The organism is Rhizobium oryzicola, from assembly GCF_030504645.1.
Lineage (GTDB): Bacteria > Pseudomonadota > Alphaproteobacteria > Rhizobiales > Rhizobiaceae > Neorhizobium > Neorhizobium oryzicola.
Genome location: NZ_JAUKWQ010000005.1, coordinates 50,487 through 75,095 on the forward strand (window position 1 = coordinate 50,487; position 24,609 = coordinate 75,095).

General features: G+C 59.8%; 19 protein-coding genes. 8 read left to right on the top strand and 11 right to left on the bottom strand.

The features are described 5' to 3' along the window. Window positions 1–50 precede the first annotated feature (50 nt). Both Q2T52_RS16245 and Q2T52_RS16250 read left to right on the top strand, forming a co-directional pair. Window positions 51–746, top strand: a complete 696-nt coding sequence (locus Q2T52_RS16245; protein WP_302077844.1) for a DUF502 domain-containing protein — start codon at window positions 51–53, stop codon at window positions 744–746. 162 nt (window positions 747–908) lie between these two features. Next, complete coding sequence (locus Q2T52_RS16250; protein ID WP_302077845.1) at window positions 909–2,390, top strand: esterase-like activity of phytase family protein; 1,482 nt, start codon at window positions 909–911, stop codon at window positions 2,388–2,390. A gap of 43 nt (window positions 2,391–2,433) precedes the next feature. Here Q2T52_RS16250 and recG read toward each other — a convergent pair whose 3' ends face one another. Then, window positions 2,434–4,539, bottom strand: coding sequence for an ATP-dependent DNA helicase RecG (recG, locus tag Q2T52_RS16255; RefSeq protein WP_302077846.1), 2,106 nt, complete (start codon window positions 4,537–4,539; stop codon window positions 2,434–2,436). Between the two features lie 94 nt (window positions 4,540–4,633). On the opposite strand from recG, the gene Q2T52_RS16260 reads away from it, so the two are divergent. From Q2T52_RS16260 to Q2T52_RS16270, 3 genes are read left to right on the top strand one after another with little or no spacing between them, the layout of a single operon-like run. Continuing rightward, entirely contained in the window at window positions 4,634–4,960 is a 327-nt protein-coding gene (locus Q2T52_RS16260; RefSeq protein ID WP_302078153.1) for an FAD assembly factor SdhE, read from the top strand. Then, entirely contained in the window at window positions 4,960–8,469 is a 3,510-nt protein-coding gene (gene mfd, locus Q2T52_RS16265) for a transcription-repair coupling factor (RefSeq protein ID WP_302077847.1), read from the top strand. Before Q2T52_RS16260 ends, mfd begins: the two co-directional genes overlap by 1 nt. Before the next feature lie 6 nt (window positions 8,470–8,475). Further along, window positions 8,476–9,198, top strand: coding sequence for a DUF6602 domain-containing protein (locus Q2T52_RS16270; RefSeq protein WP_302077848.1), 723 nt, complete (start codon window positions 8,476–8,478; stop codon window positions 9,196–9,198). A gap of 243 nt (window positions 9,199–9,441) precedes the next feature. On the opposite strand, the gene Q2T52_RS16275 is transcribed toward Q2T52_RS16270, so the two are convergent. Genes Q2T52_RS16275 through Q2T52_RS16285 form a run of 3 tightly spaced genes read right to left on the bottom strand, consistent with a single transcriptional unit; the run spans window position 9,442 to window position 12,962 of the window. Beyond that, the gene (locus tag Q2T52_RS16275; protein ID WP_302077849.1) at window positions 9,442–10,377 is read right to left on the bottom strand and encodes a DMT family transporter; all 936 of its coding nucleotides are present in this window, start codon (window positions 10,375–10,377) and stop codon (window positions 9,442–9,444) included. Between the two features lie 57 nt (window positions 10,378–10,434). Next, on the bottom strand, window positions 10,435–11,106 hold the full coding sequence (locus Q2T52_RS16280) for a DsbA family oxidoreductase (RefSeq protein WP_302077850.1): 672 nt from the start codon (window positions 11,104–11,106) through the stop codon (window positions 10,435–10,437). Between the two features lie 26 nt (window positions 11,107–11,132). Continuing rightward, window positions 11,133–12,962: an extracellular solute-binding protein gene (locus Q2T52_RS16285; RefSeq protein WP_302077851.1), complete on the bottom strand. Its 1,830-nt coding sequence runs from the start codon at window positions 12,960–12,962 to the stop codon at window positions 11,133–11,135. Between the two features lie 263 nt (window positions 12,963–13,225). Between Q2T52_RS16285 and Q2T52_RS16290 the strand changes: the two genes are divergently transcribed. Next, window positions 13,226–13,864: an invasion associated locus B family protein gene (locus Q2T52_RS16290; protein WP_302077852.1), complete on the top strand. Its 639-nt coding sequence runs from the start codon at window positions 13,226–13,228 to the stop codon at window positions 13,862–13,864. An 82-nt stretch (window positions 13,865–13,946) separates the two neighbouring features. On the opposite strand, the gene hspQ is transcribed toward Q2T52_RS16290, so the two are convergent. From hspQ to Q2T52_RS16305, 3 genes are all read right to left on the bottom strand, one after another. Continuing rightward, a complete protein-coding gene (gene hspQ, locus Q2T52_RS16295) occupies window positions 13,947–14,276 on the bottom strand; it encodes a heat shock protein HspQ (protein WP_302077853.1) in 330 nt (109 codons plus the stop codon). Between the two features lie 159 nt (window positions 14,277–14,435). Next, window positions 14,436–15,845: a type I glutamate--ammonia ligase gene (glnA, locus tag Q2T52_RS16300; RefSeq protein WP_302077854.1), complete on the bottom strand. Its 1,410-nt coding sequence runs from the start codon at window positions 15,843–15,845 to the stop codon at window positions 14,436–14,438. A 62-nt stretch (window positions 15,846–15,907) separates the two neighbouring features. Further along, window positions 15,908–16,246: a P-II family nitrogen regulator gene (locus tag Q2T52_RS16305; RefSeq protein WP_062554525.1), complete on the bottom strand. Its 339-nt coding sequence runs from the start codon at window positions 16,244–16,246 to the stop codon at window positions 15,908–15,910. A 326-nt stretch (window positions 16,247–16,572) separates the two neighbouring features. Here Q2T52_RS16305 and Q2T52_RS16310 point away from each other — a divergent pair, with 326 nt between their 5' ends. After that, window positions 16,573–18,060, top strand: coding sequence for an NAD(P)H-hydrate dehydratase (locus Q2T52_RS16310; RefSeq protein WP_302077855.1), 1,488 nt, complete (start codon window positions 16,573–16,575; stop codon window positions 18,058–18,060). 1 nt (window position 18,061) lies between these two features. On the opposite strand, the gene Q2T52_RS16315 is transcribed toward Q2T52_RS16310, so the two are convergent. Together Q2T52_RS16315 and uvrA are read right to left on the bottom strand one after the other, a co-directional pair. Continuing rightward, window positions 18,062–18,871 (bottom strand): DUF72 domain-containing protein, encoded by an 810-nt coding sequence (locus Q2T52_RS16315; protein WP_302077856.1) that lies wholly within the window; start codon window positions 18,869–18,871, stop codon window positions 18,062–18,064. A gap of 11 nt (window positions 18,872–18,882) precedes the next feature. Beyond that, window positions 18,883–21,804, bottom strand: a complete 2,922-nt coding sequence (uvrA, locus tag Q2T52_RS16320) for an excinuclease ABC subunit UvrA (protein WP_302077857.1) — start codon at window positions 21,802–21,804, stop codon at window positions 18,883–18,885. A gap of 290 nt (window positions 21,805–22,094) precedes the next feature. Here uvrA and Q2T52_RS16325 point away from each other — a divergent pair, with 290 nt between their 5' ends. Beyond that, window positions 22,095–22,646, top strand: a complete 552-nt coding sequence (locus Q2T52_RS16325) for a single-stranded DNA-binding protein (protein ID WP_302077858.1) — start codon at window positions 22,095–22,097, stop codon at window positions 22,644–22,646. A gap of 50 nt (window positions 22,647–22,696) precedes the next feature. Here the strand turns inward: Q2T52_RS16325 and Q2T52_RS16330 are convergent, their stop codons facing one another. Then, entirely contained in the window at window positions 22,697–23,842 is a 1,146-nt protein-coding gene (locus Q2T52_RS16330; RefSeq protein WP_302077859.1) for an HPP family protein, read from the bottom strand. A gap of 101 nt (window positions 23,843–23,943) precedes the next feature. Then, a complete protein-coding gene (locus Q2T52_RS16335) occupies window positions 23,944–24,573 on the bottom strand; it encodes a MarC family protein (RefSeq protein WP_302077860.1) in 630 nt (209 codons plus the stop codon). Window positions 24,574–24,609: the final 36 nt, after the last annotated feature.

Genomic DNA, 24,609 nt, shown 5'->3' on the forward strand with positions numbered 1-24,609 from the left:
GTCCTGCATTGTCGCCTTACTTCCGCAATGCAGCAGACTGATGGATTCGCATGAGCGACAGCCCGGAAAAGATCTCAATGGCTGGCCGGGTTCGGAATAATTTCCTGACCGGTCTTATTATATGTGCTCCGCTCGCCATCACCATATGGCTGACTTTCACCTTTATCGACTGGGCCGATAGCTGGGTCACGCCCTATATTCCGCAGCGCTATAACCCAGAATACTACTTCAATATCGCCATTCCAGGCACGGGTCTCGTTGTGGCGATGATCATCATCACCATGATCGGGTTTCTGGGGAAGAACCTGATCGGTCGCTCCATCGTCAATTTCGGCGAGTCCATTCTCAACCGGACACCGCTGGTTCGCACCATCTACAAAAGCCTCAAGCAGATCTTCGAGACCGTGCTGAAAGACCAGTCCACTTCTTTCAAGAAGGTGGGGCTGATCGAGTTCCCGACGCCGGGTACCTGGGCGCTGGTGTTCATCTCTGCCGATGCGCAAGGTGAGGTCGCGGCGCGCTTTGCTGAAATGGGCGAGGAGATGGTGGCAGTCTTTCTGCCGCCGACACCGGTCCCGACCGCAGGTTTCCTGCTATTTGTGCCCAAGAACAAGATCATCATGCTGGACATGAGCCCGGAAGATGCGGCCAAGCTGCTGATCTCCGGGGGCTTGATCTCGCCCGATTATATCCCGAAGGCGCTGCCGCAAGGGGCTCCGCCCGTGACGGTTCCGCTCCCCGAATAAAAGCTGCGCAGCGCGCTCCAGAAACTCCGGGATTGTCGCGTATCTGTTACAATGCGTACATAGAAGCGCATTGAGGGGAGCCGGCGTGGGGCGCTGGGTGGATTATTGGCTTTGGCTTCGTGCCGGGGGCTTCCCGTAACCCTCTGAAACCGGATTCCTGCCATGACATCCTTCAGCCCATCTTTCGTCCGCCGTCTTGGGGCGGCGTTGCTCCTGTCCGTCGCGCCCATCAGCGCCTATGCCGGCGAGAGCATTACGCTCGACGGCAAGACCTACGCCAACAAGGGCCTTGTCGCGATCGGCCGCATTCCGGCAAACCAGCGCGACAAGTTCGGTGAAACCTTCGGTTCCGGCTCCGGCATGGCCTTCGATACCACGAGCTGGAAGAAGGATGGCGATGCCTACACGGGATCGCTCTGGCTTCTGCCGGACCGTGGCTACAACGTGGAAGGCACGACTGATTACAACGATCGCCTGAACAAGATCGACGTGCGCCTCACGCCGGCTACCTCCGGCGCGACCCTTTCCGCCGACAAGCAGCAGACGGGCGTTGAAGCCAAGCTTGCCGATACGATCTTGCTCACCGACGACCAGGGCAAGAACATGACCGGTCTCGATCCGGAATCAGGCGTGCGCGCCGCCGCTGGCAAGATGCCGGCCATGCCGCAGGCCCGTAACGGCAAGGTCTCTCTCGATCCGGAAGCCGTGGTTCGTCTGAACGACGGCAGCTTCCTGATCAGCGACGAATACGGCCCCTACATCTATCACTTCAGCGCCGCGGGCAAAATGATCTCGGCCACGCAGCCGCCCAAGGCGCTTCTGCCGATGCGCAAGGGTGAATTGAACTTTTCTTCCAACAACGTCGATGCCGACGGCAAGAAGCCCGATCCGAAGGATCCCGATACCGGCCGCCAGAACAACCAGGGCCTCGAAGGCATGTCTATCACGCCGGATGGCAAGTTCGTCGTGGCGCTTCTCCAGTCTGCGACGCGCCAGGACGGTGGCGACAACAGCACAACCCGCATGAACACCCGCGCGCTCGTCTATGATGCCTCCAACATCGATGAGTTGAAGCTCGTTCACGAATATGTCGTTCCGCTGCCGTCCTTCGATGTGAAGGGCAAGAACACCGTTGCCGCCCAGAGCGAAATCGTTGCGCTTTCTGACAAGGCCTTTCTGATGCTGGCCCGCGACAGTAATAACGGCCAGGGCCTGAAGGGTGACACCTCGCTCTACCGCAAGATCGACATGGTGGACCTGTCCAGCGCGACCGATATCGCCAACACGGAGTTCGACGGCATGAAGCCGGTGGCGCCGAAGGGCGTTGTCGATCCGTCCGTCACCGTTGCGAAGGTCACGCCGTTCATCGACCTCAACGACAATGCGGAACTCGGCCGCTTCGGCCTGCACAATGGCGCTCCGAACGACAAGAACAACCTGTCGGAAAAGTGGGAAGCCATGTCGCTGGCCAGCGTTCTCGATCCGTCAGCCCCGGACGACTACTTCCTGTTCGTTGCCAACGACAACGACTTCCTGACGCAGGATGGTTTCCAGGTCGGCCAGGCTTACAAGGCGGAAGGCGGCGCTGACGTGGACACCATGTTCCAGGTCTTCCGCGTGACGCTGCCGGGTATGAAAAAGTAAGTGTTTGCTTACGGCCGGGCGCTGTGAAAGCGGCGCCCGGAAATCACCCCGCTCGCAAAAATCGCACCGCCTCGTCGCGGCGGTGCAGGTAAAGTAGCACGCGGATCGCTTCACCGCGCTCGCTCAAAAGCTCAGGATCCTTTTCCAGCAGATAGCCGGCATCCTTACGGGCGATTTCCAGAAGATCCGCATGCGCTTCGAGACTGGCGATGCGGAAGGCGGCCGTGCCGGATTGGCGTGTGCCGAGCAGCTCGCCTTCGCCCCTGAGCTTCAGGTCTTCCTCGGCAATCAGGAAGCCGTCCTCGCTTTCGCGCAGGATCGACAGTCGCGCCCGGCCGGTCTCGCTGAGCGGCCCCTTGTAGAGCAGGATACAGGTAGAGGCTTCTGCACCACGACCGACACGCCCGCGCAGCTGGTGAAGCTGCGCCAGACCGAAGCGTTCGGCATGTTCGATCACCATGATCGTTGCATCCGGCACGTCGACGCCCACTTCCACGACCGTGGTCGCGACCAGCAGGCGGATTTCGCCGGACTTGAAGGCGGCCATGACGGCATCCTTCTCCTGACCATTCATCCGGCCGTGGACGAGGCCGATGCCGGGGCCGAGCGCCTGTGTGAGCGTCGCGTGACGCTCTTCCGCCGACATCAGTTCCGACGCATCCGATTCCTCGACCAGTGGGCAGATCCAGTAGGCTTTCTTGCCCTCGCGCAGGGCAGCACGCAGTCGCGCGACGATCTCGTCCATGCGCTCGGTCGGCACCGTCACCGTCTGGATCGGCTTGCGGCCTGCCGGCTTCTCCGTCAGCTTGGAAACATCCATGTCGCCGAAGGCGGCCAGTACCAGCGTGCGGGGGATTGGCGTTGCGGTCATGACCAGCATGTGCGGCGAGATGCCCTTGGCCGTCAGCCGCAGGCGCTGATGCACGCCGAAACGGTGCTGCTCGTCCACCACAGCCAGCATCAGATCCTTATAGACGATGGCATCCTGAAACAGGGCATGCGTGCCGATGACAATCTGCGCTTCACCGGACGCGATGCGTTCCAGCACCTCATCACGCTCCCGACCTTTGACCCGCCCTGTCAGCAGCTCCACGCCGAGGCCGACCGCGCTCGCCAGCTTGCTGATCGTCGCGTGATGTTGGCGCGCCAGAATTTCCGTCGGCGCCATCAGCACGGCCTGGCCGCCCGCTTCGACGGCATTGGCCATGGCCATCAGCGCCACAAGCGTCTTGCCAGCGCCGACATCACCCTGCAACAGGCGCAGCATCCGCTGATCCTTGGCCATGTCCTCGTTGATCTCGGCGATGGCGCGGGCCTGACTATTGGTCAGCGAAAAGGGCAGCTTTGCCTTGATTTCCGCGGCGATGCGACCTTCCACCTGGATCGGGCGACCGGCCACTTTACGCAGCCTCTGGCGCACCAGCGCCAGCGAGACCTGGCCGGCCAGGAACTCGTCATAGGCGAGGCGGCGTCGGGCCGGCGCCTGTGGATCGAGGTCATGTCCGTCGCGCGGATCATGCAACTGCCGAAAGGCATCCTCGACCGAGGGCAGGCTCTGGCGCTGCTGCATCGGTGCATCCAGCCATTCGGGAAAACGCGGAAGCCGCGCCAGCGCACCGTCCACAGCCTTGCGCAGAACCTTGGGCATCAGGCCTGCGGTCATGGGATAGACCGGCTCCACCAGCGGCATGTTTTCCGCCTCGGAAGCCTTCACCATCAGGTCCGGGTGAACCATGGAAGCGCGACCGTTGAACCAGTCCACCTTGCCGCTGACGATCACCTGCTCATCGATCGGCAGAGCCTTTTCCAGCCAGTTGCCTTTCACCTTGAAGAAGGTCAGCGCCAGCTCGCCCGTCTCGTCATGCACGAAGACGCGGTAGGGCATGTTGGGCTTTTCGCGCGGTGGCGGCTGGTGGCGGTCAACGCGGCCGGTAATGGTCACGATGACGCCCTGCGGCGCCAGCGCGATGCCGGGCTGATTGCGCCGGTCGACGATGGAGGAGGGCGCATGGAAGAGAAGATCTACCACGCGGCAATCGTCCGCATCCTCGCGATTGGTCAGTTTCGCAAGCAGTTCGGCAAGCTTCGGGCCGACGCCGGAGAGGCTGGCGACAGGTGAAAACAGGGGATCGAGCAGGGCGGGACGCATGGGCGCGAAAATGCGAGGGATTTGCGCCTTTGGCAAGGCTGACAAGTCAATCATTCCGTCCTATATCAGCGGCTCAACCAAGGTTTTGAAGCACATGACTGGACTGTCGCGCACCAGCGCCGATCTCGACCCTCGCCGCCGGAGAATTCTCTATCGCTGCTGGCATCGCGGCATCCGCGAGATGGACCTTGTCTTCGGCCAGTTCGCCGAAAATGAGATTGCCTTGCTCTCCGATGCGGAACTCGATGAACTGGAAAAGATCATGGCCGAGGAAGACCAGGATCTGAACCGCTGGATTACCGGCGCTGATCCGGTGCCGGATCACTTGCAGACGCCGATGTTCGAGCGGATCGCCTCCTACCGGCCTGACTTCGACATCGTGACGGCGGCGAGCCTCAAAGAAAAATACGGGAACGACTGATGATCGCCGGTTTCGACGCGAAGAAGCTCGCTGCATCAGCGGCGGGACTGACCATTGCCAATGTGCAGGCTGGCATGGAGCCGCTGGTGCTGGCCGAAATGGCAAGGGCAGGGCAGTCGGTTGCCTTCGTGATGTCGGACGGTCACCGCATGGCCGATCTGGAGCAGATGCTGTCCTTCGTGGCGCCGGAGATCCCGGTGCTCACGCTGCCCGCCTGGGACTGCCTTCCCTATGACCGCGTCTCTCCCAGTGCTGACGTCTCGGCCCGCCGTTTGGCGGCCCTCTCCGGTCTGATTGCGCATGCCAAAAAGCCGTATCCGGCCATCGTGCTGGTGACGGTCAATGCCATGATGCAGAAGATCGCGCCAGCATCGATCATCGAGAGCCTGGCTTTCTCGGCGCGTCCCGGCAACAACATCCGGATGGACGATATCGCCGCGCGGCTGGAGCGCAACGGTTTCGACCGTGTTTCGACGGTGCGTGAAGTGGGTGAGTTCGCCGTGCGCGGCGGCATCCTCGACGTCTTCGTGCCCGGCACGGAAGAGCCGGTGCGCCTCGATTTCTTCGGCGATACCCTGGAAACGATCCGCACCTTCGATCCGGCCAGCCAGCGCACCACGGGGCAGGCCCGCGCGCTCGATCTCAACCCGATGAGCGAAGTGACGCTGACGCCCGATACGATCAGCCGCTTCCGCAAATCCTATCTCTCGACCTTTGGTGCTGCCACCCGCGACGATGCGCTCTATCAGGCCGTCTCCGAAGGTCGCCGCTATGCGGGCATGGAACACTGGCTGCCGCTGTTCTACGAGGGGCTGGAAACCGCCTTCGACTACCTCAAGGGCTTCCGAATCGTTACAGACCACACGGCGCGGGAAGCGGCGCAGGAGCGCTCCAAGCTCATCATCGATTACTTCGAGGCACGGCAGAATTCCGGCACGGTCAGCAAGGGGCAGGCGCAGTCGGCACCCTACAAGCCCGTATCGCCCGGCCAGCTGTATCTTGATGGCAAGGGCTTCAACAGCCTGCTGGAAGGCGCCGGTGCTATCCGCCTCACCCCCTTTAACGAGGCGGATGCCGAGGCGCGGCGGGTGTTGACGCTCGATGCGCATGCCGGCCCGCGCTGGGCGAAGGCGCAGGCCGAAGCGGAGCAGAAGGACCGCGACGAGCGGGTGAATGTCTTCGACCTCGTGGTCAAGCATATTGCCGACAGGCGTGCCGAGGGTTCAAAAGTTCTGATCACCGGCTGGTCTGCGGGGTCGCTGGACCGCCTGTTGCAGGTGCTGGACGAGCGCGGGCTGAAGCGCATCCGCCAGATCGAGAAGCTCTCGGAAATCAAGAATCTCGAAAAGGGTGAGGCGGCCTCGGCCGTACTGCATCTGGAAGGCGGCTTCGAGACCGGCGATCTGGTCGTTATCGGCGAGCAGGATATTCTGGGCGACCGCATGGTGCGGCGCTCGAAGCGGCGCAAGCGCGGCTCGGATTTCATCTCGGAAGTGGCAGGCCTCGATGAAGGCTCGCTGGTTGTCCATGCCGAACACGGCATCGGGCGCTTTGTCGGGCTCATCACCATCGAGGCGGCGGGCGCGCCGCGCGCCTGTCTGGAACTGCATTATGCCGATCAGGCAAAACTCTTCCTGCCGGTCGAAAACATCGACCTTCTGTCGCGGTATGGATCTGACGCTGCGGAAGCCCAGCTGGACAGGCTCGGCGGCGGTGCATGGCAGGCGCGCAAGGCCAAGCTCAAGAAGCGCCTGCTCGACATGGCGGATCAGCTGATCCGCATTGCTGCTGAGCGCATGACGCGACGCGCCCCCGTGCTGGAAACGCCGGAAGGGCTTTACGATGAATTTGCCGCCCGCTTCCCCTATGATGAGACGGAAGATCAGGCAAACGCCATCGATGCCGTGCGCGATGATCTCGGTGCCGGTCGCCCGATGGATCGTCTGGTCTGCGGCGACGTCGGCTTCGGCAAGACGGAAGTGGCGCTGCGCGCCGCCTTCTTCGCGGCCATGAACGGCGCACAGGTGGCGGTCGTGGTGCCGACAACGCTGCTTGCCCGCCAGCATTTCAAGACCTTCAAGGAACGTTTCCGCGGCCTTCCGATCCGCGTCGAGCAGGCCTCGCGTCTGGTGACGGCCAAGGAACTGAACCAGACCAAGAAGGATCTGGCGGAAGGCAAGGTGGATATCGTCGTCGGCACCCATGCGCTGCTCGGCACCGGCATCAAGTTCGCCAATCTCGGCCTGCTGATCATCGACGAGGAGCAGCATTTCGGCGTCAAGCACAAGGAAAAGCTCAAAGAACTGAAGAGCGACGTTCACGTCCTGACGCTGTCGGCCACGCCGATTCCGCGCACGCTTCAGCTCGCCATGACGGGTGTGCGCGAGCTGTCGCTGATCACCACGCCGCCGGTCGACCGCATGGCGGTCAGAACCTTCATCTCGCCTTTCGATCCGCTGGTCATCCGCGAAACGCTGATGCGCGAGCATTATCGCGGCGGCCAGAGTTTTTATGTCTGCCCGCGTCTGGCCGACCTGCCGGAAATCCAGGCCTTCCTCGAATCGGATGTGCCGGAACTCAAGGTGGCGATCGCCCATGGCCAGATGCCGGCGGGCGAGCTGGAAGACATCATGAATGCCTTCTATGATGGCCGCTATGATGTGCTGCTGTCCACAACCATCGTCGAATCGGGTCTGGACGTTCCGACCGCCAATACGCTGATCGTGCATCGTGCCGATATGTTCGGTCTTGCCCAGCTCTACCAGCTGCGTGGCCGCGTCGGTCGCTCCAAGGTCCGCGCCTTTGCGCTCTTCACGCTGCCGGTCAACAAGCAGCTGACGACGACGGCGGAACGCCGCCTGAAAGTGCTGCAGTCGCTCGACACACTGGGGGCAGGCTTCCAGCTGGCAAGCCACGACCTCGATATTCGCGGCGCGGGCAATCTGCTCGGCGAGGAACAGTCCGGCCATATCAAGGAAGTCGGCTTTGAGCTTTACCAGCAGATGCTGGAGGAGGCGGTTGCCGAAGTGAAGGGCGATGACGAGCTGCAGGACACCGGCTGGTCGCCGCAGATCTCGGTCGGCATCACCGTCATGATCCCGGAAACCTATGTGCCGGACCTGCATCTGCGTATGGGCCTCTACCGCCGTCTCGGCGAACTGACGGAGTTGTCCGAGATCGACGGTTTTGGTGCGGAAATGGTCGACCGCTTCGGCCCTATGCCGGTCGAGGTGCAGAACCTCCTGAAGGTCGTCTACATCAAGTCGCTTTGCCGCCGCGCCAATGTCGAGAAGCTGGAAGCGGGGCCGAAAGGCATCGTGCTGCAACTGCGCGACAAGCAGTTCCCGAACCCGGCAGGCCTGGTGGGCTATATCGCCAAGCAGGGCAGCATGGCAAAGATCCGGCCGGACCACAGCGTGGTACTGACCCGCGATCTGCCGACGCCGGAAAAGCGCCTGGCATCGGCGGCGCAGATCATGACGCAGCTGGCGGAACTGGCGAAGGGATGAAGCAAAATGCCGACGCTGAACGACTTAAGGAAAATCTATCACCACGAACTACAAACTATCTTATATGAGTCTGAACTTCTTTTGCAGAAAGAAGGGGGGCTTAATGGAGAGCTCCGCACAAGTGGTGCGATTGCCGAAAATTTCGTAAAAAGAATATTTTCAAAGGTTATTTGTCCAAGCCATATTAATGTCACCAGCGGATATGTTGCGGCTCCTAACATCCTAAAATCTGACAAAAATCTTCGTCAGTGCGACCTCTTGTTATATGATTCGCAGTATCCCCCTATCGTAACCCTGAGAGAGTCCGGTATAGACGTTATCCCTCAGGAATTAGTTCTTGGTATTGTGGAAATAAAGCGCTCCCTAAATAAAGAGAGTTTTAGTGCGGCGGTGCGACATATTCGAAAGATATGCTCTGACACGGATTTGCTGCTTCATAAGCAAGACCTAACTACTAATATAGTTAACATCCGGATCGGGAGGCATAATAATTCATCATGCGCGCCGGTATTTGGGATAGTTGCGTTGCGGTCTCAGATTTCATCCAGCGAAATGATTCAGATTCTGGACCAAATAGATTTCTCGCCTGATTTCGTTCTTTGTTTAGACGGAACGGGTCTGGTACCGGCATTTTTGTGGGTGACGGGCATCCACCAATCTTTTATACAACTGCTACGAGACCTGACGCCGAGAGATGGGGATGGCGTGTACCGGGCCAAGCATTTGTAGGAACCGGAAGTGGATTACTAGATACTTATGGAAAATTGTGGGTGGACAACGGATTAATTCCCGGTTGGGCAACCTTCGATCCTGATGGCGAAGAAGCGAAGGTCGATAACTTCTCGAAGATATGCGCGGTGATTTCGCTAATGCTTTCCCGCGTATGTCCGCGCCCTTTCGGTGAAGATTCGATCAATGCTTATTATTTCAGTTAGGTGTATCTCATTTAATAGCTAGAATAAGGTTTGGTCTTTATTCGGCCTCCGGCTTCACCGCAAGCGCCGCTTCCGATGGACCTGCCACTGGCGGGGGAAGCGGCGTTCCGCGTTTGCGCTCACGGATCAGCGTCAGCAGGCCGGAGCCGACGATCAGCAGGATGCCGAGGCCCATCCAGACATCCACGTGATCACCGAAGACGAGATAGCCGAGCAGGATCGCCCAGAGCATCTGGCTGTACTGGATCGGTGTAACGATGGCCGCGGGGGCATAAAAAGACGCAAACATCAGCAGCACGGTTCCAACAGCCGCCAACAGGCCAAAGGCGGTCAGGAGAATGAGATCCCACGCGGTTGGCATCATCAGCTGCGGGATCATCGCGGCCGCGCACACCACAAGGCCGCCAAGCAGGCCTGCGCCATACATTGAAATGTTCTTTTCCTTCGACCCCAGCGCCCGGTAGATGATGACGGAGACGGCACCGGTAAAACCGGACGCGAGAGCGGCCAGATGCGCGAAAGATAATTCTCGAAAACCCGGTCTCAGGACGACGAGAACGCCGAGGAATCCAATCACGACAGCGGCCCAGCGGTTGGGTCCCACCCGTTCCTTCAGGAAGATCACGGACATGATCGTGGCGAAGGAGGGCAGTAGGAAGATCAGGCAGAAGGCCTCTGCCATCGAAAGATGCGTAAAGGCAATGATGCTGCCGACCGTGCCGATGGACGAGCAGACAAAGCGCAAGAGCCAGAGCGGACGATGGGTGGTCCGCACAAGATCCGTCCACTGATCCCCGCGCTTCAGCAGGAAGGGAATGGCGAGAAAGCCGACCAGCGTGCCGATGAAACCCGCCTGGAAGGGCGGCACGCGCCCATCCACCAGTTTGACGGCCGCATCGCTGAAGGAATAGGCGGCAAAGGAGAGGAGGGCGATGAGCCCGCCTTTGAGCGTGGTGGAATCGGAGGGAGACAAGCAGGAAATTCCGAATGAAGAATATGCCTGCTGACTTAGAGCCGAGCCCGTAACGCGTCAATTCAGATTTGCGCGCGCTTCTGCTTTCGCCGCCGCGATCTGGCGGAAGGCGTCGGCCAATACATCCGGCGTCTGCGCCCCGCTGACGGCATATTGCTGGTCGATAATAAAGAAGGGTACGCCATTGACGCCCATCTGCTGCGCCGCCTGAATTTCAGACACGATCAGGTCGCTATCGGCATCCGATTGCAGCAGCGTGCCGATCACCTGAGGGTTCAGGCCCGCCTTCTCGGCGATGTCGAGCAATACGGCGTGATCGCCGACATTGCGGCCTTCTTCAAAATTGGCCTTGAAGAGAGCGCTCACCACTTGCTCCTGAGCTTCACGGCTTTCCGTGCCGGCCCAGTGGATCAGGCGATGGGCGTCCAGCGTGTTGGGACCGATCTTGATGGCGTCGAAATCGAAGTTGATGCCAACCTCGCGGCCAAGCTCGGTCAGCATCTGGTGGGCGCCGCGCACCTTCTCCGCCCCGCCCAGCTTGGCTTCCAGAGCGGCCTTCTGGTCAACGCCCTCAGGCGGATAATCCGGGTTCAGGCGATAGGGACGCCAGTTGATGTCGATGCCGACAACGTCCTGAACATCTGCGATCGCCAGTTCCAGCCGGGCCTTGCCGAGATAGCACCATGGGCAGACCACATCCGAGACGAGGTCGATGGTGAGGCGTTCCATGGTGTTTCCTTTCAAAACTTATGCCGTTACTGCATCCGTGCATCCCACCAGGTCTGGCGTTGATAGCCGAACATGGGAGTGACCTGGGGCCTATCAATATACTTCCAGCGCGCCACCCATTGGGCGCCGATGTGGTAGAGCGGTATCACATAATGACCCGCGACGAGAAGCCGGTCATAGGCACGAACGGCCGCCTGGAAATCCTCCAGGGTGCGGGCGTTCAACATGGCGTCCATCATCCGGTCAATCTCGGGATCTGCTGTGCCCGCGAAGTTGAAGCTGCCCTGCGCGTCCCTTGAGGATGAGCCCCAGCGATTGATCTGCTCCGTTCCGGGCGAGAGCGAGGAGGGGAAGGCGCGGATGATCATGTCGTAATCGAACGTGTTGGAACGCGCCTGATACTGCGCATCGTCCACCGAGCGAATCGACATGGCGACGCCGATCAGCGACAGCGAGCGCTGGTATGCAATGGCGATCCTCTCCTGGGCCGGATTCTGCGTCATGATCTCGAAGGACAGCTGGCGACCTTCCTTGTCCAGCATCTTGCCGTCCTTGATGTTGTAGCCGGCCTGCCGCAAGAGATCTACCGTCTGCCGAAGCACCTTGCGGTCGCTGCCGGTGCCGTCCGTTTCCGGCATCCTGTAGGTGCCGGCCAGCAGGGCAGGCGGCAGCTTCTTGGCAGTCTCGCCGAGAAGCTTCTTTTCCCGGTCGTCCGCCGCGTTGCCATAGGCTCCCAGGGCGGAGTTCTGCCAGAAGCTTTGCGTGCGCTTGAAGGTGCCGCCGAGGATGTTGCGGTTCATCCACTCGAAATCCAGGGCGTAGGATAGGCCTTCTCGTACACGCTGGTCGGCAAAGACCAGACGGCGGGTGTTGAAGACAAGGCCGAACATGCCGGTCGGCAGACGCGGCTCGAAGATTTCCTTGACGATATCGCCGCGTTGCGCCGCCGGGAAATCATAGGCCTGCCCCCAATGTGCAGCATCCGGGTTGCCGTTAATGGCATCTCCCTCGGGGTAGAAATCCACCTCGCCCTTCTTGAAGGCCTCAAACAAGGTGGTGACCTGCAGGAAATAGAGGACGCTGATTTCGTCGTAATTGTCGAAGCCCACCTTGATTGGCACATCCTTGCCCCAATAGTTGGGGTCCCGCTTCCAGGTGATCTTTTCGCCCGGCTGGATGGAAGCGATCGTGTAGGGACCAGAGCCGATGACCGGGTTCAAGCCGCCCTTGTCGAAGGTTGCGGTATCAATCGCATGCTTGGGCAGGATCGGGGTCGAGGCGGCGAGAATCAGCGGCGTCTCTCGCGTCGCCTTGTCGTTGAAGGTGAAGCGGACACTGCGTTCGCCAATCTTCTCCATCTTTGCGACAGCGGCCAGGCGGCTGTCAAAGGGCGGACGTCCCTTGTCCTTCAAAAGGTTGAAGGTGAAAATCACATCGTCCGCCGTGACCGGCTGCCCATCCTGCCAATGCGCCTTCGGGTTCAGGTTGAACTGGATGAACGTGCGCTCGTCATCCCACTCCGCGCTTTCGGCCAGCAGGCCATAGAGCGTGAAGGGCTCGTCGGCAGAGCGCTGCATGAGCGGCTCGTACATGAGATTGCCGATCTCCGGATCCCAGACACCGCGCGCCGTGGTGCGCATGCCCTTCAGCACAAAGGGATTGAGACTGTCGAAGGTGCCGACGACACCGTAAGTGATTCGCCCGCCCTTCTTCACATTGGGGTTTACGTAAGGGAGGTTCTTGAAATCGGGCCCAAGCGCCGGCTTCCCGTGCATCGCGATTCCGTGAACCGGTTCTGCAAATGCACTGGTGCCGAGCCACGCAAAGGCAACGAGAAAGGTGATCAGGTGCCGCATCATCCATCCTTGGGTATTCGGGGATTCGCTGCAAATTAGCCGATTGCAGCGCTCAAACCAAATGCATAGCCGAAACTTGAGATGCACCAAGGAAAATGCGAAAGTAAGGCTGGATATCGGCCCGCTTGCCATGTAACAGGATTGGCCGAATGCGTGGGGTCATTCAATTGCCTCATTTGAACGAAAGGTGAGCGCAACAGACGACCCCTGCACGGAGCAGTATAGCTGTTCCCAAAAACCGCTTTCAGGAGACGGATCTCGGTATGATGCTTAAGGCAAACAACGTTCTGCGGACGGCTATGTCCGCTCTCGCACTTTCCATCGGTGCAGCTCCCATGGCCGCTTTCGCCCAGAACGCAGCCCCTCAGGCTGCCGCTCCCGGCGCGCCCCCGCTTGGCTGGTTCAAGACCTGCGACAAGCAGGACGATAGCGACGTTTGCGCAGTCCAGAATGTCCTGCTCTCGCAGAACGGTCAGCTTATCACGGCAGTCGGCCTCATCACGGTCGAAGGCAAGGTGAACCGCAAGATTCTTCAGGTTTCCGTACCTTCTGCTCGTCTGATCCAGCCAGGCATCACCATGCAGATCGATGGCGGCAAGGGCCAGAAGATGGACTACGTCCTCTGCATTCCGGATCGCTGCACGGCAGAACTGCCACTGACGGACGCGATGATCGCCAGCCTCAAGAAGGGCACCGACGTGGTCTTCACATCGATCAATTTCCGTCGTGCTCCGAACCCGATCAAGGTTTCGCTCGGTGGCTTCACCGGCGCTTTCGATGGCCAGCCGATCTCGCAGTCGCAGCTTGCTGAAAGCCAGCGCAGCCTGCAGGAAAGCATGCAGAAGAAGGCTGAAGAAGCCCGCAAGAAGCTGGAAGACGCTCAGAACGCTGCCAAGCAGTAATCGCGGTCTGACAGATCGCTATCGAAAAAGGGGAGGTTGCTCGTGCAACCTCCCCTTATCATTTCCGGACTGCTGCCTCTGGTCAGTGCGCCAGAATTGCCTTTGGCTTCAACTGGCCGCTCGGCGCCTTATCGAAGATCTGGAACACCTGCGGGTTTTTCAGCGGCTGCTCGCTGTCGTCATGGATGAGGTTCTGTTCCGAGACATAAGCGATGTAGGCCTGCTCATCATTTTCGGCGAGCAAGTGATAGAAGGGCTGGTCCTTGGATGGCCTGATCTCGGCCGGAATTGCATTCCACCATTCCTCGGTGTTCGCAAATTCCGGATCCACATCAAACACGACTCCGCGGAACGGAAAGACCCTGTGACGAACAACTTCACCGATCGTGAATTTTGCGTTTCTCTGTTTCATGGTGCGAACTTCCTTTCGACATCCATGTGGGAATTCACAAATCTGACATCAAGAGGTCCTGACGTCAGAACTTTATCATCCTCCGCTCTTGTTGCTCAAACGTAAAAGGCCGGCGGATGGTTGCCGCCGGCCCCGATAAAGCTTGTGCAGATGCTCGGCTTATGCCGAGTAATACATGTCGAATTCGACAGGATGCGGCGTCATTTCATAACGCATGACTTCCTGCATCTTCAGTTCGATATAGGCATCGATCTGGTCATCATCGAACACGCCGCCTGCAGTGAGGAACTTGCGATCCTTGTCGAGGCTTTCGAGCGCTTCGCGCAAGCTACCGCACACCGTCGGGATCTTTTTCAGTTCCTTCGGCGGCAGATCGTACAGATCCTTGTCCATGGCCTTGCCGGGATGGATCTTGTTCTTGATGCCATCGAGGCCGGCCATCAGCATGGCAGCAAAGCCGAGATAGGGGTTCTGCGCCGGATCTGGGAAGCGAACTTCCACGCGCTTTGACTTCGGACCCGTGCCGAACGGAATACGGCACGAAGCGGAACGGTTGCGGGCGGAATAGGCCAGCAGCACCGGCGCTTCATAGCCGGGAACCAGACGCTTGTAGGAGTTGGTCGTCGGGTTCGTGAAGGCGTTGATGGCCTTGGCGTGCTTGATGATACCGCCGATGTAATAGAGGCAGCTTTCAGACAGGCCTGCATATTCGTCGCCGGCGAAGGTCGGCTTGCCGTCCTTCCAGATCGACTGGTGAACGTGCATGCCCGAACCGTTGTCGCCGTAGACAGGCTTCGGCATGAAGGTCGCCGTCTTGCCATAGGCATTGGCAACCTGATGCACAACGTACTTGTAGATCTGCATCTTGTCGGCGTTGCGCACCAGCGTGTCGAACTTCACGCCAAGCTCATGCTGGGCGGAAGCCACTTCGTGGTGGTGCTTTTCAACGACCACGCCCATTTCGGCGAGAACCGTAAGCATCTCGGAGCGCATGTCCTGCAGGCTGTCGACCGGCGGAACCGGGAAGTAGCCGCCCTTGACGCGCGGACGGTGGCCAAGGTTGCCCGTTTCGTAATCGGTGTCGTCATTGGACGGCAGTTCGGAGGAATCGAGCTTGAAGCCCGTATTGTACGGGTCCGCCTTGTACTTCACGTCGTCGAAGACGAAGAATTCCGGCTCGGGGCCAACGAAGACCGTATCGCCGATACCGGAAGCCTTCAGGTAGGCTTCCGCCTTCTTGGCCGTGCCGCGCGGGTCGCGGTTATAGGCCTCGCCGGAAATCGGGTCCAGAATATCGCAGATGACGACCATGGTCGACTGAGCGAAGAACGGGTCCATGTGCACGGTCGCCGGGTCTGGCATCAGCACCATGTCGGACTCGTTGATTGCCTTCCAGCCGCCAATCGAGGAGCCGTCGAACATGACGCCGTCGGCGAACATGTCCTCGTCAACCGCTGCCACGTCCATCGTAACGTGCTGCAGCTTGCCCTTGGGGTCGGTGAAGCGCAGATCGACGAACTTCACGTCGTTTTCCTTGATCTGCTTCATGATGTCGCTTGCGGTCGTCATTGGGTCTCCCTTTGTGAGATGCTTTGGGTCTCTTACGCGTTCTTATCGGTCGCGCTTATTATTTATATGGCGTCCACACCGGTTTCGCCGGTACGGATGCGAACAACTTCCTCAACGTTGGATACGAATATCTTGCCGTCACCAATGCGTCCAGTCTGGGCTGCATTCCGGATGGCATCGATGACTGCGTCGACATTCTCGTCCGCCAGCACAACCTCGACCTTCACCTTCGGCAGAAAATCAACGACATATTCCGCACCACGGTACAATTCCGTGTGGCCCTTCTGACGGCCAAAACCCTTTGCCTCGGTCACCGTAATGCCCTGCAAGCCGACTTCCTGAAGGGCTTCCTTCACTTCGTCGAGCTTGAAAGGCTTGATGATCGCTTCGATCTTTTTCATGAGAAAATATCTCTCCGCTTCTCCCTTGGAGCGAACCTCTGCCCGCTCGCCCCCTCTGATGCAGGTATCGTGCCAAACGCAAACGGGAAATGCCAGAACTTCCTTCAGTTATCAGCAGAATGCAGCAGGCCCCGACACACGGCGCAATTGTTGCTCGTCGCCAGCTTTCGGGAGACTATGCTCCGCCTTCCGCGCCAGGCAGCGTGCAAAGTGCCTCAGATGGAGCAACTAATTTGCCCGTTTTTCGAGCATGCAGCTCATTATTTATGCAGTGTTGCTTCATAAGCAACTTGTGCTTTTTCCTTATCGCCTATTCAATGGCCATCATGACCAGCAGAAATCATCGTCTTTTCACACCTGAAGAAATGGGTCTGGCCGATCGCCTCTCTGCCGAATCGGGCATCGATTCGTTCGCATTGATGGAGCGGGCAGGGCAGGCTGTCGCGGCGTCGGCGTTAAAGCACTGGCCGGACGCTCTCCGTTTCGTGGTGCTGTGCGGGCCTGGCAATAATGGTGGCGATGGCTATGTGGCGGCGCGCGCCTTGGCATCTGCCGGGGCTGCCGTTTCGGTTTACCATCTGGGCGACCCTCAAGGCCTGCAGGCTGATGCGCGAGAGGCTAAGCAGATATGGCACGGAGACTTGGCGCCGCTCGCGGCCTATGTGCCCACCAAGGGTGACGTCATCATCGATGCGCTGTTTGGCGCAGGCCTGTCGCGTCCTGTTCCTGATCCGGTTGCGGAACTCATCTCGGCCGTCAATGATCTTGAGCTGTCGATACTTGCGGTCGATCTTCCCTCCGGTGTTAGTGGTCGCCACGGCGTGGTGCTGGGTGCTGCGTTCCGTGCCGCACGGACGGTGACCTTCATGTCACGCAAGCCCGGCCATCTGCTTTTGCCAGGTCGAGAGCTGTGTGGCGAGCTGGAGGTTTTCGATATCGGAATTCCGCAGAGGATACTGGACCGGGCTGGGGGCAAGCTCTTCGAAAACCATCCCGATCTTTGGCGGCACACGCTGCCCGCTCTTTCCTCGAACACGCACAAATATAGACGCGGCCATCTCGCCGTCTTCAGCGGCGGCGCATCCCATACAGGCGCCGCGCGTCTCAGTGCTGCGGCGGGTCTCGTGTCGGGGGCGGGATTGGTGACCGTCGCTGCACCATCCGACGCGATCAGTGTTTTGGCGCCCGCCCTGACCGCCGTCATGCTGCGAGAGATCGATAACACCAGCAGTCTCCAGTCATGGCTCGATACCGCCAAGCTCTCCGCTTTCGTCCTCGGTCCGGGCTTTGGCGTCGGCAGCAAGACAAGGGACTTCGTCAGGCTCTTGGCGGATCGGTCTGTGGTCGTCGATGCGGATGGCATCACCTCCTTCAAGGATGACCCTGCGGAGCTATTCACGTTGTTTGCAAACGGTCCGACCCGCCTTGTGCTGACCCCACATGAAGGGGAGTTCGCGCGGCTGTTTCCGGACCTTGCCGAAAGTGAGGGTCTTGGAAAGGTCGAGAAGGCGCAGGCCGCCGCCAAACGCGCCAATGCCGCCATCGTCTACAAAGGGGCAGATACCGTAATCGCCGCACCCGATGGGCGCGCCTTCATCAATACGAACGCACCACCATGGCTCGCCACCGCCGGCTCCGGCGACGTGTTCGCCGGCATCATCGGTGCGCTCCTGGCGCAGGGTGTGCCAGCTTTCGAGGCGGCGGCCGCCGGCGTCTGGCTGCATGGCGAGGCAGCAAACGCGAGTGGGCCCGGTATGACTGCGGAAACGCTGATCCCTCACATTCCCTCAGCGTTTGATCTTTTGCATTCTTAGATCAGATCTTGGACCCCACCGCTTTTTGCAGCAGTTGTGCCCCGTTCGGCGCATTGACCTTTCCGCCTGTGATGAAGAAGGCAAGGACGTCGCGGGGTTTTGTTTCCACCTTCCGGTCGGGCGCATTGACCGGAAGATCTTCCGGCACGCCGCCGCCGGCATAGGTCTGAAGCCGTTTGGCCCAGAGATCGATATCGCCGGGCGGATAGCAGGTCGGGTTGTCATCCGTGCCCTTCTGCAGCCGGGCATAGACGAAATCGGCCGTCACGTCCGCAAACATCGGATACTCGTGATGGTCGGCGCAGACGGCAGCCACCTCATATTTCGCCAGAAGCTCGACGAATTCAGGCGTGCAGAAGCTTTCATGGCGCGGCTCCACCACATGGCGTAGTGGCAGACCCTCCAGCGTCTTCGGCAGCAATTGCAGAAACGCCTCGAAGTCGTCTGGCTCGAACTTCTTGGTGCCCATGAACTGCCACAGGATCGGCCCGAGATGGGATCCGAGTTCAGCAATGCCTTGCCCCAGGAACTTTTCCACTGATGGTCCGGCTTCCGCCAGGACCTTTCGATTGGTACAGAACCGACTGGCCTTCAGCGAGAACACGAAATCTTCAGGCACTTCGGATGCCCATTTGGCGAAGGTTTCCGGCTTCTGGCTGGAATAATAGGTGCCGTTGACCTCGATCGCCCGCAACTGGCGGCTGGCAAATTCCAGCTGCCGCTTCTTGGCAAGCTTCGGCGGATAGAAACTCTCATCCCAGGGATCGAAGGTCCAGCCGCCGATACCGGTGCGGATGCTTGCCAGCGCCATGATCTCTCTCCCTATTCTGCAGCCTGGATTTTGCGAACCGGCCGCCGCTCGATAAGCTCTTTCAGGAACTGGCCGGTATAGGACCGCTTTTCCTTCACCACATCTTCTGGCGTGCCAACGGCCACGATCTCGCCGCCGCCCGTGCCGCCCTCCGGTCCGATATCGATGATCCAATCGGCAGTCTTGATGACTTCCAGATTGTGCTCGATCACCACGACCGAATTGCCCTGGTTCGCCAGTTCGTGCAGCATTTCCAGAAGTTTTGCGACATCGTGGAAGTGCAGGCCCGTGGTTGGCTCATCGAGAATATAAAGCGTTCGGCCGGTGGAGCGTTTTGACAGTTCCTTGGCCAGTTTGACGCGCTGCGCCTCACCGCCGGACAGGGTGTTGGCCTGCTGGCCAACCTTGATGTAACCAAGGCCCACTTCCAGCAGCGCCTGCAGCTTGTCGCGCACAGCCGGCACCGCCGAGAAGAACTCGACGCCTTCCTCCACTGTCATATCAAGCACATCGGCGATCGACTTGCCCTTGAAGGTGACGTCAAGCGTTTCCCTGTTATAGCGTTTGCCGTGGCAGACATCACAGGTGACATAGACATCCGGCAGGAAGTGCATCTCGATCTTGATGACGCCATCGCCCTGGCAGGCCTCGCAGCGTCCGCCCTTGACGTTGAAGGAGAAGCGGCCCGGCTGATAACCGCGCGCCTTGGCTTCCGGAAGCCCCGCAAACCAGTCACGGATTGGGGTGAAAGCTCCGGTATAGGTGGCCGGGTTGGAGCGCGGCGTGCGGCCGATCGGTGACTGGTCGATATCGATAACCTTGTCGATGAACTCCAGGCCGTCAATGCGCTCATGCTCGGCAGGAATTTCGCGCGCACCCATCACGCGACGCGCGGCTGCCTTGTAGAGCGTTTCAATCAGGAAGGTGGACTTGCCACCGCCCGATACGCCTGTCACTGCCGTAAACAGCCCGAGCGGCACGGAGGCAGTCACATTCTTAAGGTTGTTGCCGCGTGCGCCGACGACCTTGATCTCCTTGCCCTTCTTCGGCTTTCGGCGTTCTGCGGGAACCGCGACGCCTAATTCGCCGGACAGGTATTTGCCGGTCAGCGATTTCGGGTTCGCCATGATTTCCTTCGGCGTTCCCGCAGCCACGACCTGGCCGCCGTGAACACCGGCAGCCGGGCCGATATCCACCACGTAATCCGCTGTCAGGATGGCATCCTCGTCATGTTCGACAACGAGAACGGTATTGCCGATATCGCGCAGGTGCTTCAGCGTTTCGAGAAGCCGCGCATTATCCCGCTGGTGCAGGCCGATCGACGGTTCGTCGAGAACGTAGAGAACACCTGTCAGGCCTGAACCGATCTGCGAGGCGAGACGGATTCGCTGGCTCTCGCCGCCGGACAAGGTGCCGGACGATCGCGACAGGCTGAGATAATCCAGGCCGACATCGTTCAGGAAGCGCAGGCGATCGCGGATTTCCTTGAGGATACGGACGGCAATTTCGTTCTGCTTGGCCGTCAGCTTTTCCGGCAGCGCCTCGAACCAGTCGCGCGCGATCCGGATCGACATCTCCGTGACCTGGCCGATATGCAGCGTGTCGATCTTGACCGCCAAAGCCTCCGGCTTCAGGCGAAAACCGTTACAGGCCGGGCAGGGCGCCGCCGACATGTAACGCTCGATCTCTTCACGCGCCCAGGCGCTGTCGGTTTCCTTCCAGCGGCGTTCCAGGTTCGGCACAATGCCTTCGAACGTCTTGGTCGTCTTGTAGGAGCGCGCACCGTCGGCGTAGTTGAACTCAATCTTCTCCTCTGTGCCATGCAGGATGGCGCGCTGCGCCTCCTTCGACAGCTTCGACCAACGATCGGAGAGCTTGAAGCCAAACGCCTTACCAAGCCCTTCCAGCGTCTGATTGTAATAAGGCGAACTGGACTTGGCCCAGGGGGCAATCGCTCCATCCTTCAGCGTCCGCTCTGTCTCAGGCACGATAAGGTTCTCATCCACCTTTTGCTGCGCGCCGAGGCCGTCGCAGGTCGGGCAGGCGCCGAAGGGATTGTTGAAGGAGAAGAGGCGCGGCTCGATTTCCGGAATGGTGAAGCCGGAGACGGGGCAGGCGAATTTTTCCGAAAACAGAACCCGTTCATGGGTTTCGTTCAGCGACTTGTTGGCCGAACCGCCGGCCGCGGTTTCCTCGGGCGGCAGCGGCTTGTCGGCGAATTCCGCGACAGCCAGACCGTCGGCGAGCTTCAGGCAGGTCTCGAGACTGTCAGCAAGACGCGCGCCGATGTCCCCGCGCACCACGACGCGGTCCACCACGACGTCGATATCGTGCTTGTACTTCTTGTCGAGGGCGGGAACCTCGGCGATCTCGTAGAACTGGCCGTCCACCTTGACGCGCTGGAAGCCCTTCTTCATCAGGTCTGCCAGTTCCTTCTTGTACTCACCCTTACGCCCGCGCACGAGCGGCGCCAGAATATAAAGGCGGGTACCTTCGTCGAAAGCGAGTACACGATCCACCATCTGACTGACCGTCTGGCTTTCGATCGGCAGGCCCGTCGCCGGCGAATAGGGAACCCCGACGCGCGCAAACAGGAGGCGCATATAGTCGTAGATCTCGGTCACGGTTCCGACCGTCGAGCGCGGGTTCTTCGACGTGGTCTTCTGCTCGATGGAAATAGCTGGCGACAGGCCATCGATCTGATCGACATCCGGCTTCTGCATCATCTCCAGAAACTGGCGGGCGTAGGCCGAAAGGCTTTCCACATAGCGGCGTTGACCTTCCGCATAGATGGTGTCGAAGGCAAGCGACGATTTTCCCGATCCCGACAGGCCCGTCATGACGATCAGGCTGTTGCGGGGCAGGTCGAGATCGATGCCCTTGAGGTTATGTTCGCGCGCGCCGCGAATGGAGATCGTCTTGAGTTCGCTCATCGGTCAAAAGCTCTGGTGGGAGGTCCAGCCTGCAACGATCGCGTTGCGGCCAACCCTTATTTAGTGATTGAGCGGCGGCTGTCGAGGCAGGATCGAAGCCGGAACCGCATTCTTGTTGGGGCCTACGAAGGAATCCGTTGACAGGATCATAACCAAATAATAGAACAAATAAAGAACAATTTGCTTGTGGATTAACGCACCGGAAAATCCTTTCGGTCACGGCAATGGTTTAGAGTGTGCCACTTCCATGAATGCAGGCGCCGTGTAAGACGGCGAATAGGGTGATTGTGATGGCGGGCAGCGTCAACAAAGTAATTTTGATCGGTAATGTGGGCGCTGATCCCGAAATCCGTCGTACACAGGATGGTCGGCCGATCGCGAACCTGCGCATCGCGACATCCGAAAGCTGGCGCGATCGCAATTCCGGTGAGCGCCGCGAAAAGACCGAATGGCACACGGTGGTCGTGTTCAACGAAGGCCTGTGCAAGGTCGTTGAGCAATATGTCAAGAAGGGTGCCAAGCTTTACATCGAAGGCGCGCTTCAGACCCGCAAGTGGCAGGACCAGAACGGCAATGACCGTTACTCGACGGAAGTGGTTCTGCAGGGCTTCAATTCCACGCTGACCATGCTGGATGGTCGTGGTGAAGGCGGCGGGCAGGGCGCCGGTGGCGGCAGCATGGGGTATGGCGGCGGGTCTTCCCGCGGTGGTTCAAGCGATTTTGGCGGCGGCTATGGCGATGATTATGATCGTGCGCCTGCCAGCTCCGGCCGCGGCGGCAGCTCGTCCGGTGGCGGCGGCGGTGGTTTCGCCCGCGATCTGGATGACGACATTCCGTTCTGAGAACTTCCCTGGGCGCCTGTTAAAGCGGGCGCCCGTTTTGTATGTGGCTGTCAGGCTGCCTTGTCGGCCAGCATGGCAACCAATGCGTCAGATTGAGAGACGATGCCGGCCAACTTGTTGTTGTCGCGTACGACGGGCAAGTCATGAACACCCTGTTCCGCAAACAGGATGATGGCATCGGCAATCGGTGTTTCGGGCTGAACCGTCTTTACCGGGAAGGTCATGATGTCCTTGACCGTATCGTTCGGCGCGCTGGCGCCTGACAGAGCAAGGCGGAGGCGTTGCATGAAGCCGATCCTGGGGCGTCCGCCGGTCCATGTCGGCTTGTTCAAGAAGTCACCATGCGTGATGATGCCGACCACTTCCGCCCGGTCATTGGTGACGGGCAAAGCGTGGAAATGGTGGCGCCGCATCAGTTCATGCGCCTCTTTCAGTGTCGTATCCGGTGCCACGGCCACCACGTCACGCGACATGATGCTGGCGCAATCCGTATGGCTTGCCCGGCGTCGATAGGATTTTAGTTCCGTCCGCCGCAGAATCGTTTCCAGGTCTTCCCTGTTGATGTCGAGGAACTCGTCGTAGTCCTCAAGCACTTCATCGAGGTCGGTGGAGGTGAAGCCGATGCGTTGGATGGGGGCCGGATCCTGCGTACCGTGCTGCACGGGCGTTGATCTGATGCGATGCGGGTAGGTACGGCCCGACAGCTTGTTGAGCGCCAATGCCATGCCCAGCAACAGCAGCGAATTGCCGAGCACAGGCCAAAGCACGAAGCCATAACCGAGATCGTGAATGGCCGGGCCGCCCAGAACGGCTGTCAGGGCAATGGCGCCACTTGGCGGATGCAGGCAGCGGAAGGTCATCATCATCGCGATGGCAACACCGGCTGCGACGGCGGCTGCCAGATAAAGATGTGGAATGAAGGCTGCAGTCGTCACGCCCACGAGGGCTGCCAGCATGTTTCCGCCCAAGATCGACCAGGGTTGTGCCAGGGGACTGGACGGCACCGCAAACAGCAAGACAGCCGATGCGCCCATGGGGGCGACCAATGCCGGGAAGCCGGGCAGGTAGCTTGCTGCGGCGCTTCCGATAAGGCCGGTCAGCAGGATGCCGATCAGTGCAGTTGAGCCAGAACGTATGCGTTCCCTGGGGCTCACGGGTGCTGTGTCGGGAAGCAGGCCTCGCAGGCTGGATAGCATGATTGGGGTGTCCGCTGAAAAAATCGGAAAGGTGAATATCCTGGCAAGCGTGCGCTGCCGAGGATCTTATTCAGTGCGTTCTAATGAATGAGGACGCCGCGTCAAAGCTCAAAAGCTGAGCGGATGCCGTCCACCACGAACTGCACGGAAAGCGCGGCAAGAAGCACGCCCAGCAGGCGCGTCAGGAGCGCACGGCCAGTCACGCCGAGAAAACGGTCCAGCTTTTCAGCTGCCAGAAGCGCAACCAGCACGCTGCCGAGCGTGATGACCAGCATGCCGATCAGGATGGCGCGATCGAGCGGCGCGGCAAACGAGCCGGCCAGAAGAACGGTGGCGGAAATCGCGCCAGGGCCGGCGATGAGGGGCAGGGCCAGCGGAAAGACGGCAAGGTTCTGGATGTGGTCCACAGTGATCGCCGTCTTAGACGTCTCTTCCTTCCGCTCATTGCGCTTCTGAAAAATCATTTCGAAGGCGATCCAGAAGAGAAGAAGTCCGCCGGCGATGCGGAAGGCGCCCATGGAAATGCCGAGCAGGCCGAGGATGCCCGCGCCGAACAAGGCGAAGACCGTGAGGATGCCAAACCCGATCAGCGAGCCGCGAAACGCCACCTGGCGGCGCTGCGACCGGTCCATGCCGGTCGTAAGGCCGAGGAAGATCGGAGCGAGACCGGGCGGGTCCAGCGTAACCAGAAGCGTGGTGAAGGCACTCATGATGGTATCAGCCGTTGCCATATCCGCTTCATCCTCCGTAATGGTTGCTCTCCAGCG

What these genes read in the sequence shown, in the direction of transcription:
- Q2T52_RS16290 (WP_302077852.1), top strand. Translation starts at nt 13,226, where the DNA reads ATGATGCTTAAGGCAAACAACGTTCTGCGGACGGCTATGTCCGCTCTC.
- Q2T52_RS16260 (WP_302078153.1), top strand. Translation starts at nt 4,634, where the DNA reads ATGACTGGACTGTCGCGCACCAGCGCCGATCTCGACCCTCGCCGCCGG.
- Q2T52_RS16335 (WP_302077860.1), bottom strand. Translation starts at nt 24,573, where the DNA reads ATGGCAACGGCTGATACCATCATGAGTGCCTTCACCACGCTTCTGGTT.
- Q2T52_RS16270 (WP_302077848.1), top strand. Translation starts at nt 8,476, where the DNA reads ATGCCGACGCTGAACGACTTAAGGAAAATCTATCACCACGAACTACAA.
- hspQ (WP_302077853.1), bottom strand. Translation starts at nt 14,276, where the DNA reads ATGAAACAGAGAAACGCAAAATTCACGATCGGTGAAGTTGTTCGTCAC.
- Q2T52_RS16280 (WP_302077850.1), bottom strand. Translation starts at nt 11,106, where the DNA reads ATGGAACGCCTCACCATCGACCTCGTCTCGGATGTGGTCTGCCCATGG.
- Q2T52_RS16310 (WP_302077855.1), top strand. Translation starts at nt 16,573, where the DNA reads ATGACCAGCAGAAATCATCGTCTTTTCACACCTGAAGAAATGGGTCTG.
- mfd (WP_302077847.1), top strand. Translation starts at nt 4,960, where the DNA reads ATGATCGCCGGTTTCGACGCGAAGAAGCTCGCTGCATCAGCGGCGGGA.
- Q2T52_RS16315 (WP_302077856.1), bottom strand. Translation starts at nt 18,871, where the DNA reads ATGGCGCTGGCAAGCATCCGCACCGGTATCGGCGGCTGGACCTTCGAT.
- recG (WP_302077846.1), bottom strand. Translation starts at nt 4,539, where the DNA reads ATGCGTCCCGCCCTGCTCGATCCCCTGTTTTCACCTGTCGCCAGCCTC.
- glnA (WP_302077854.1), bottom strand. Translation starts at nt 15,845, where the DNA reads ATGACGACCGCAAGCGACATCATGAAGCAGATCAAGGAAAACGACGTG.
- Q2T52_RS16250 (WP_302077845.1), top strand. Translation starts at nt 909, where the DNA reads ATGACATCCTTCAGCCCATCTTTCGTCCGCCGTCTTGGGGCGGCGTTG.
- Q2T52_RS16330 (WP_302077859.1), bottom strand. Translation starts at nt 23,842, where the DNA reads ATGCTATCCAGCCTGCGAGGCCTGCTTCCCGACACAGCACCCGTGAGC.
- Q2T52_RS16285 (WP_302077851.1), bottom strand. Translation starts at nt 12,962, where the DNA reads ATGCGGCACCTGATCACCTTTCTCGTTGCCTTTGCGTGGCTCGGCACC.
- Q2T52_RS16325 (WP_302077858.1), top strand. Translation starts at nt 22,095, where the DNA reads ATGGCGGGCAGCGTCAACAAAGTAATTTTGATCGGTAATGTGGGCGCT.
- uvrA (WP_302077857.1), bottom strand. Translation starts at nt 21,804, where the DNA reads ATGAGCGAACTCAAGACGATCTCCATTCGCGGCGCGCGCGAACATAAC.
- Q2T52_RS16245 (WP_302077844.1), top strand. Translation starts at nt 51, where the DNA reads ATGAGCGACAGCCCGGAAAAGATCTCAATGGCTGGCCGGGTTCGGAAT.
- Q2T52_RS16305 (WP_062554525.1), bottom strand. Translation starts at nt 16,246, where the DNA reads ATGAAAAAGATCGAAGCGATCATCAAGCCTTTCAAGCTCGACGAAGTG.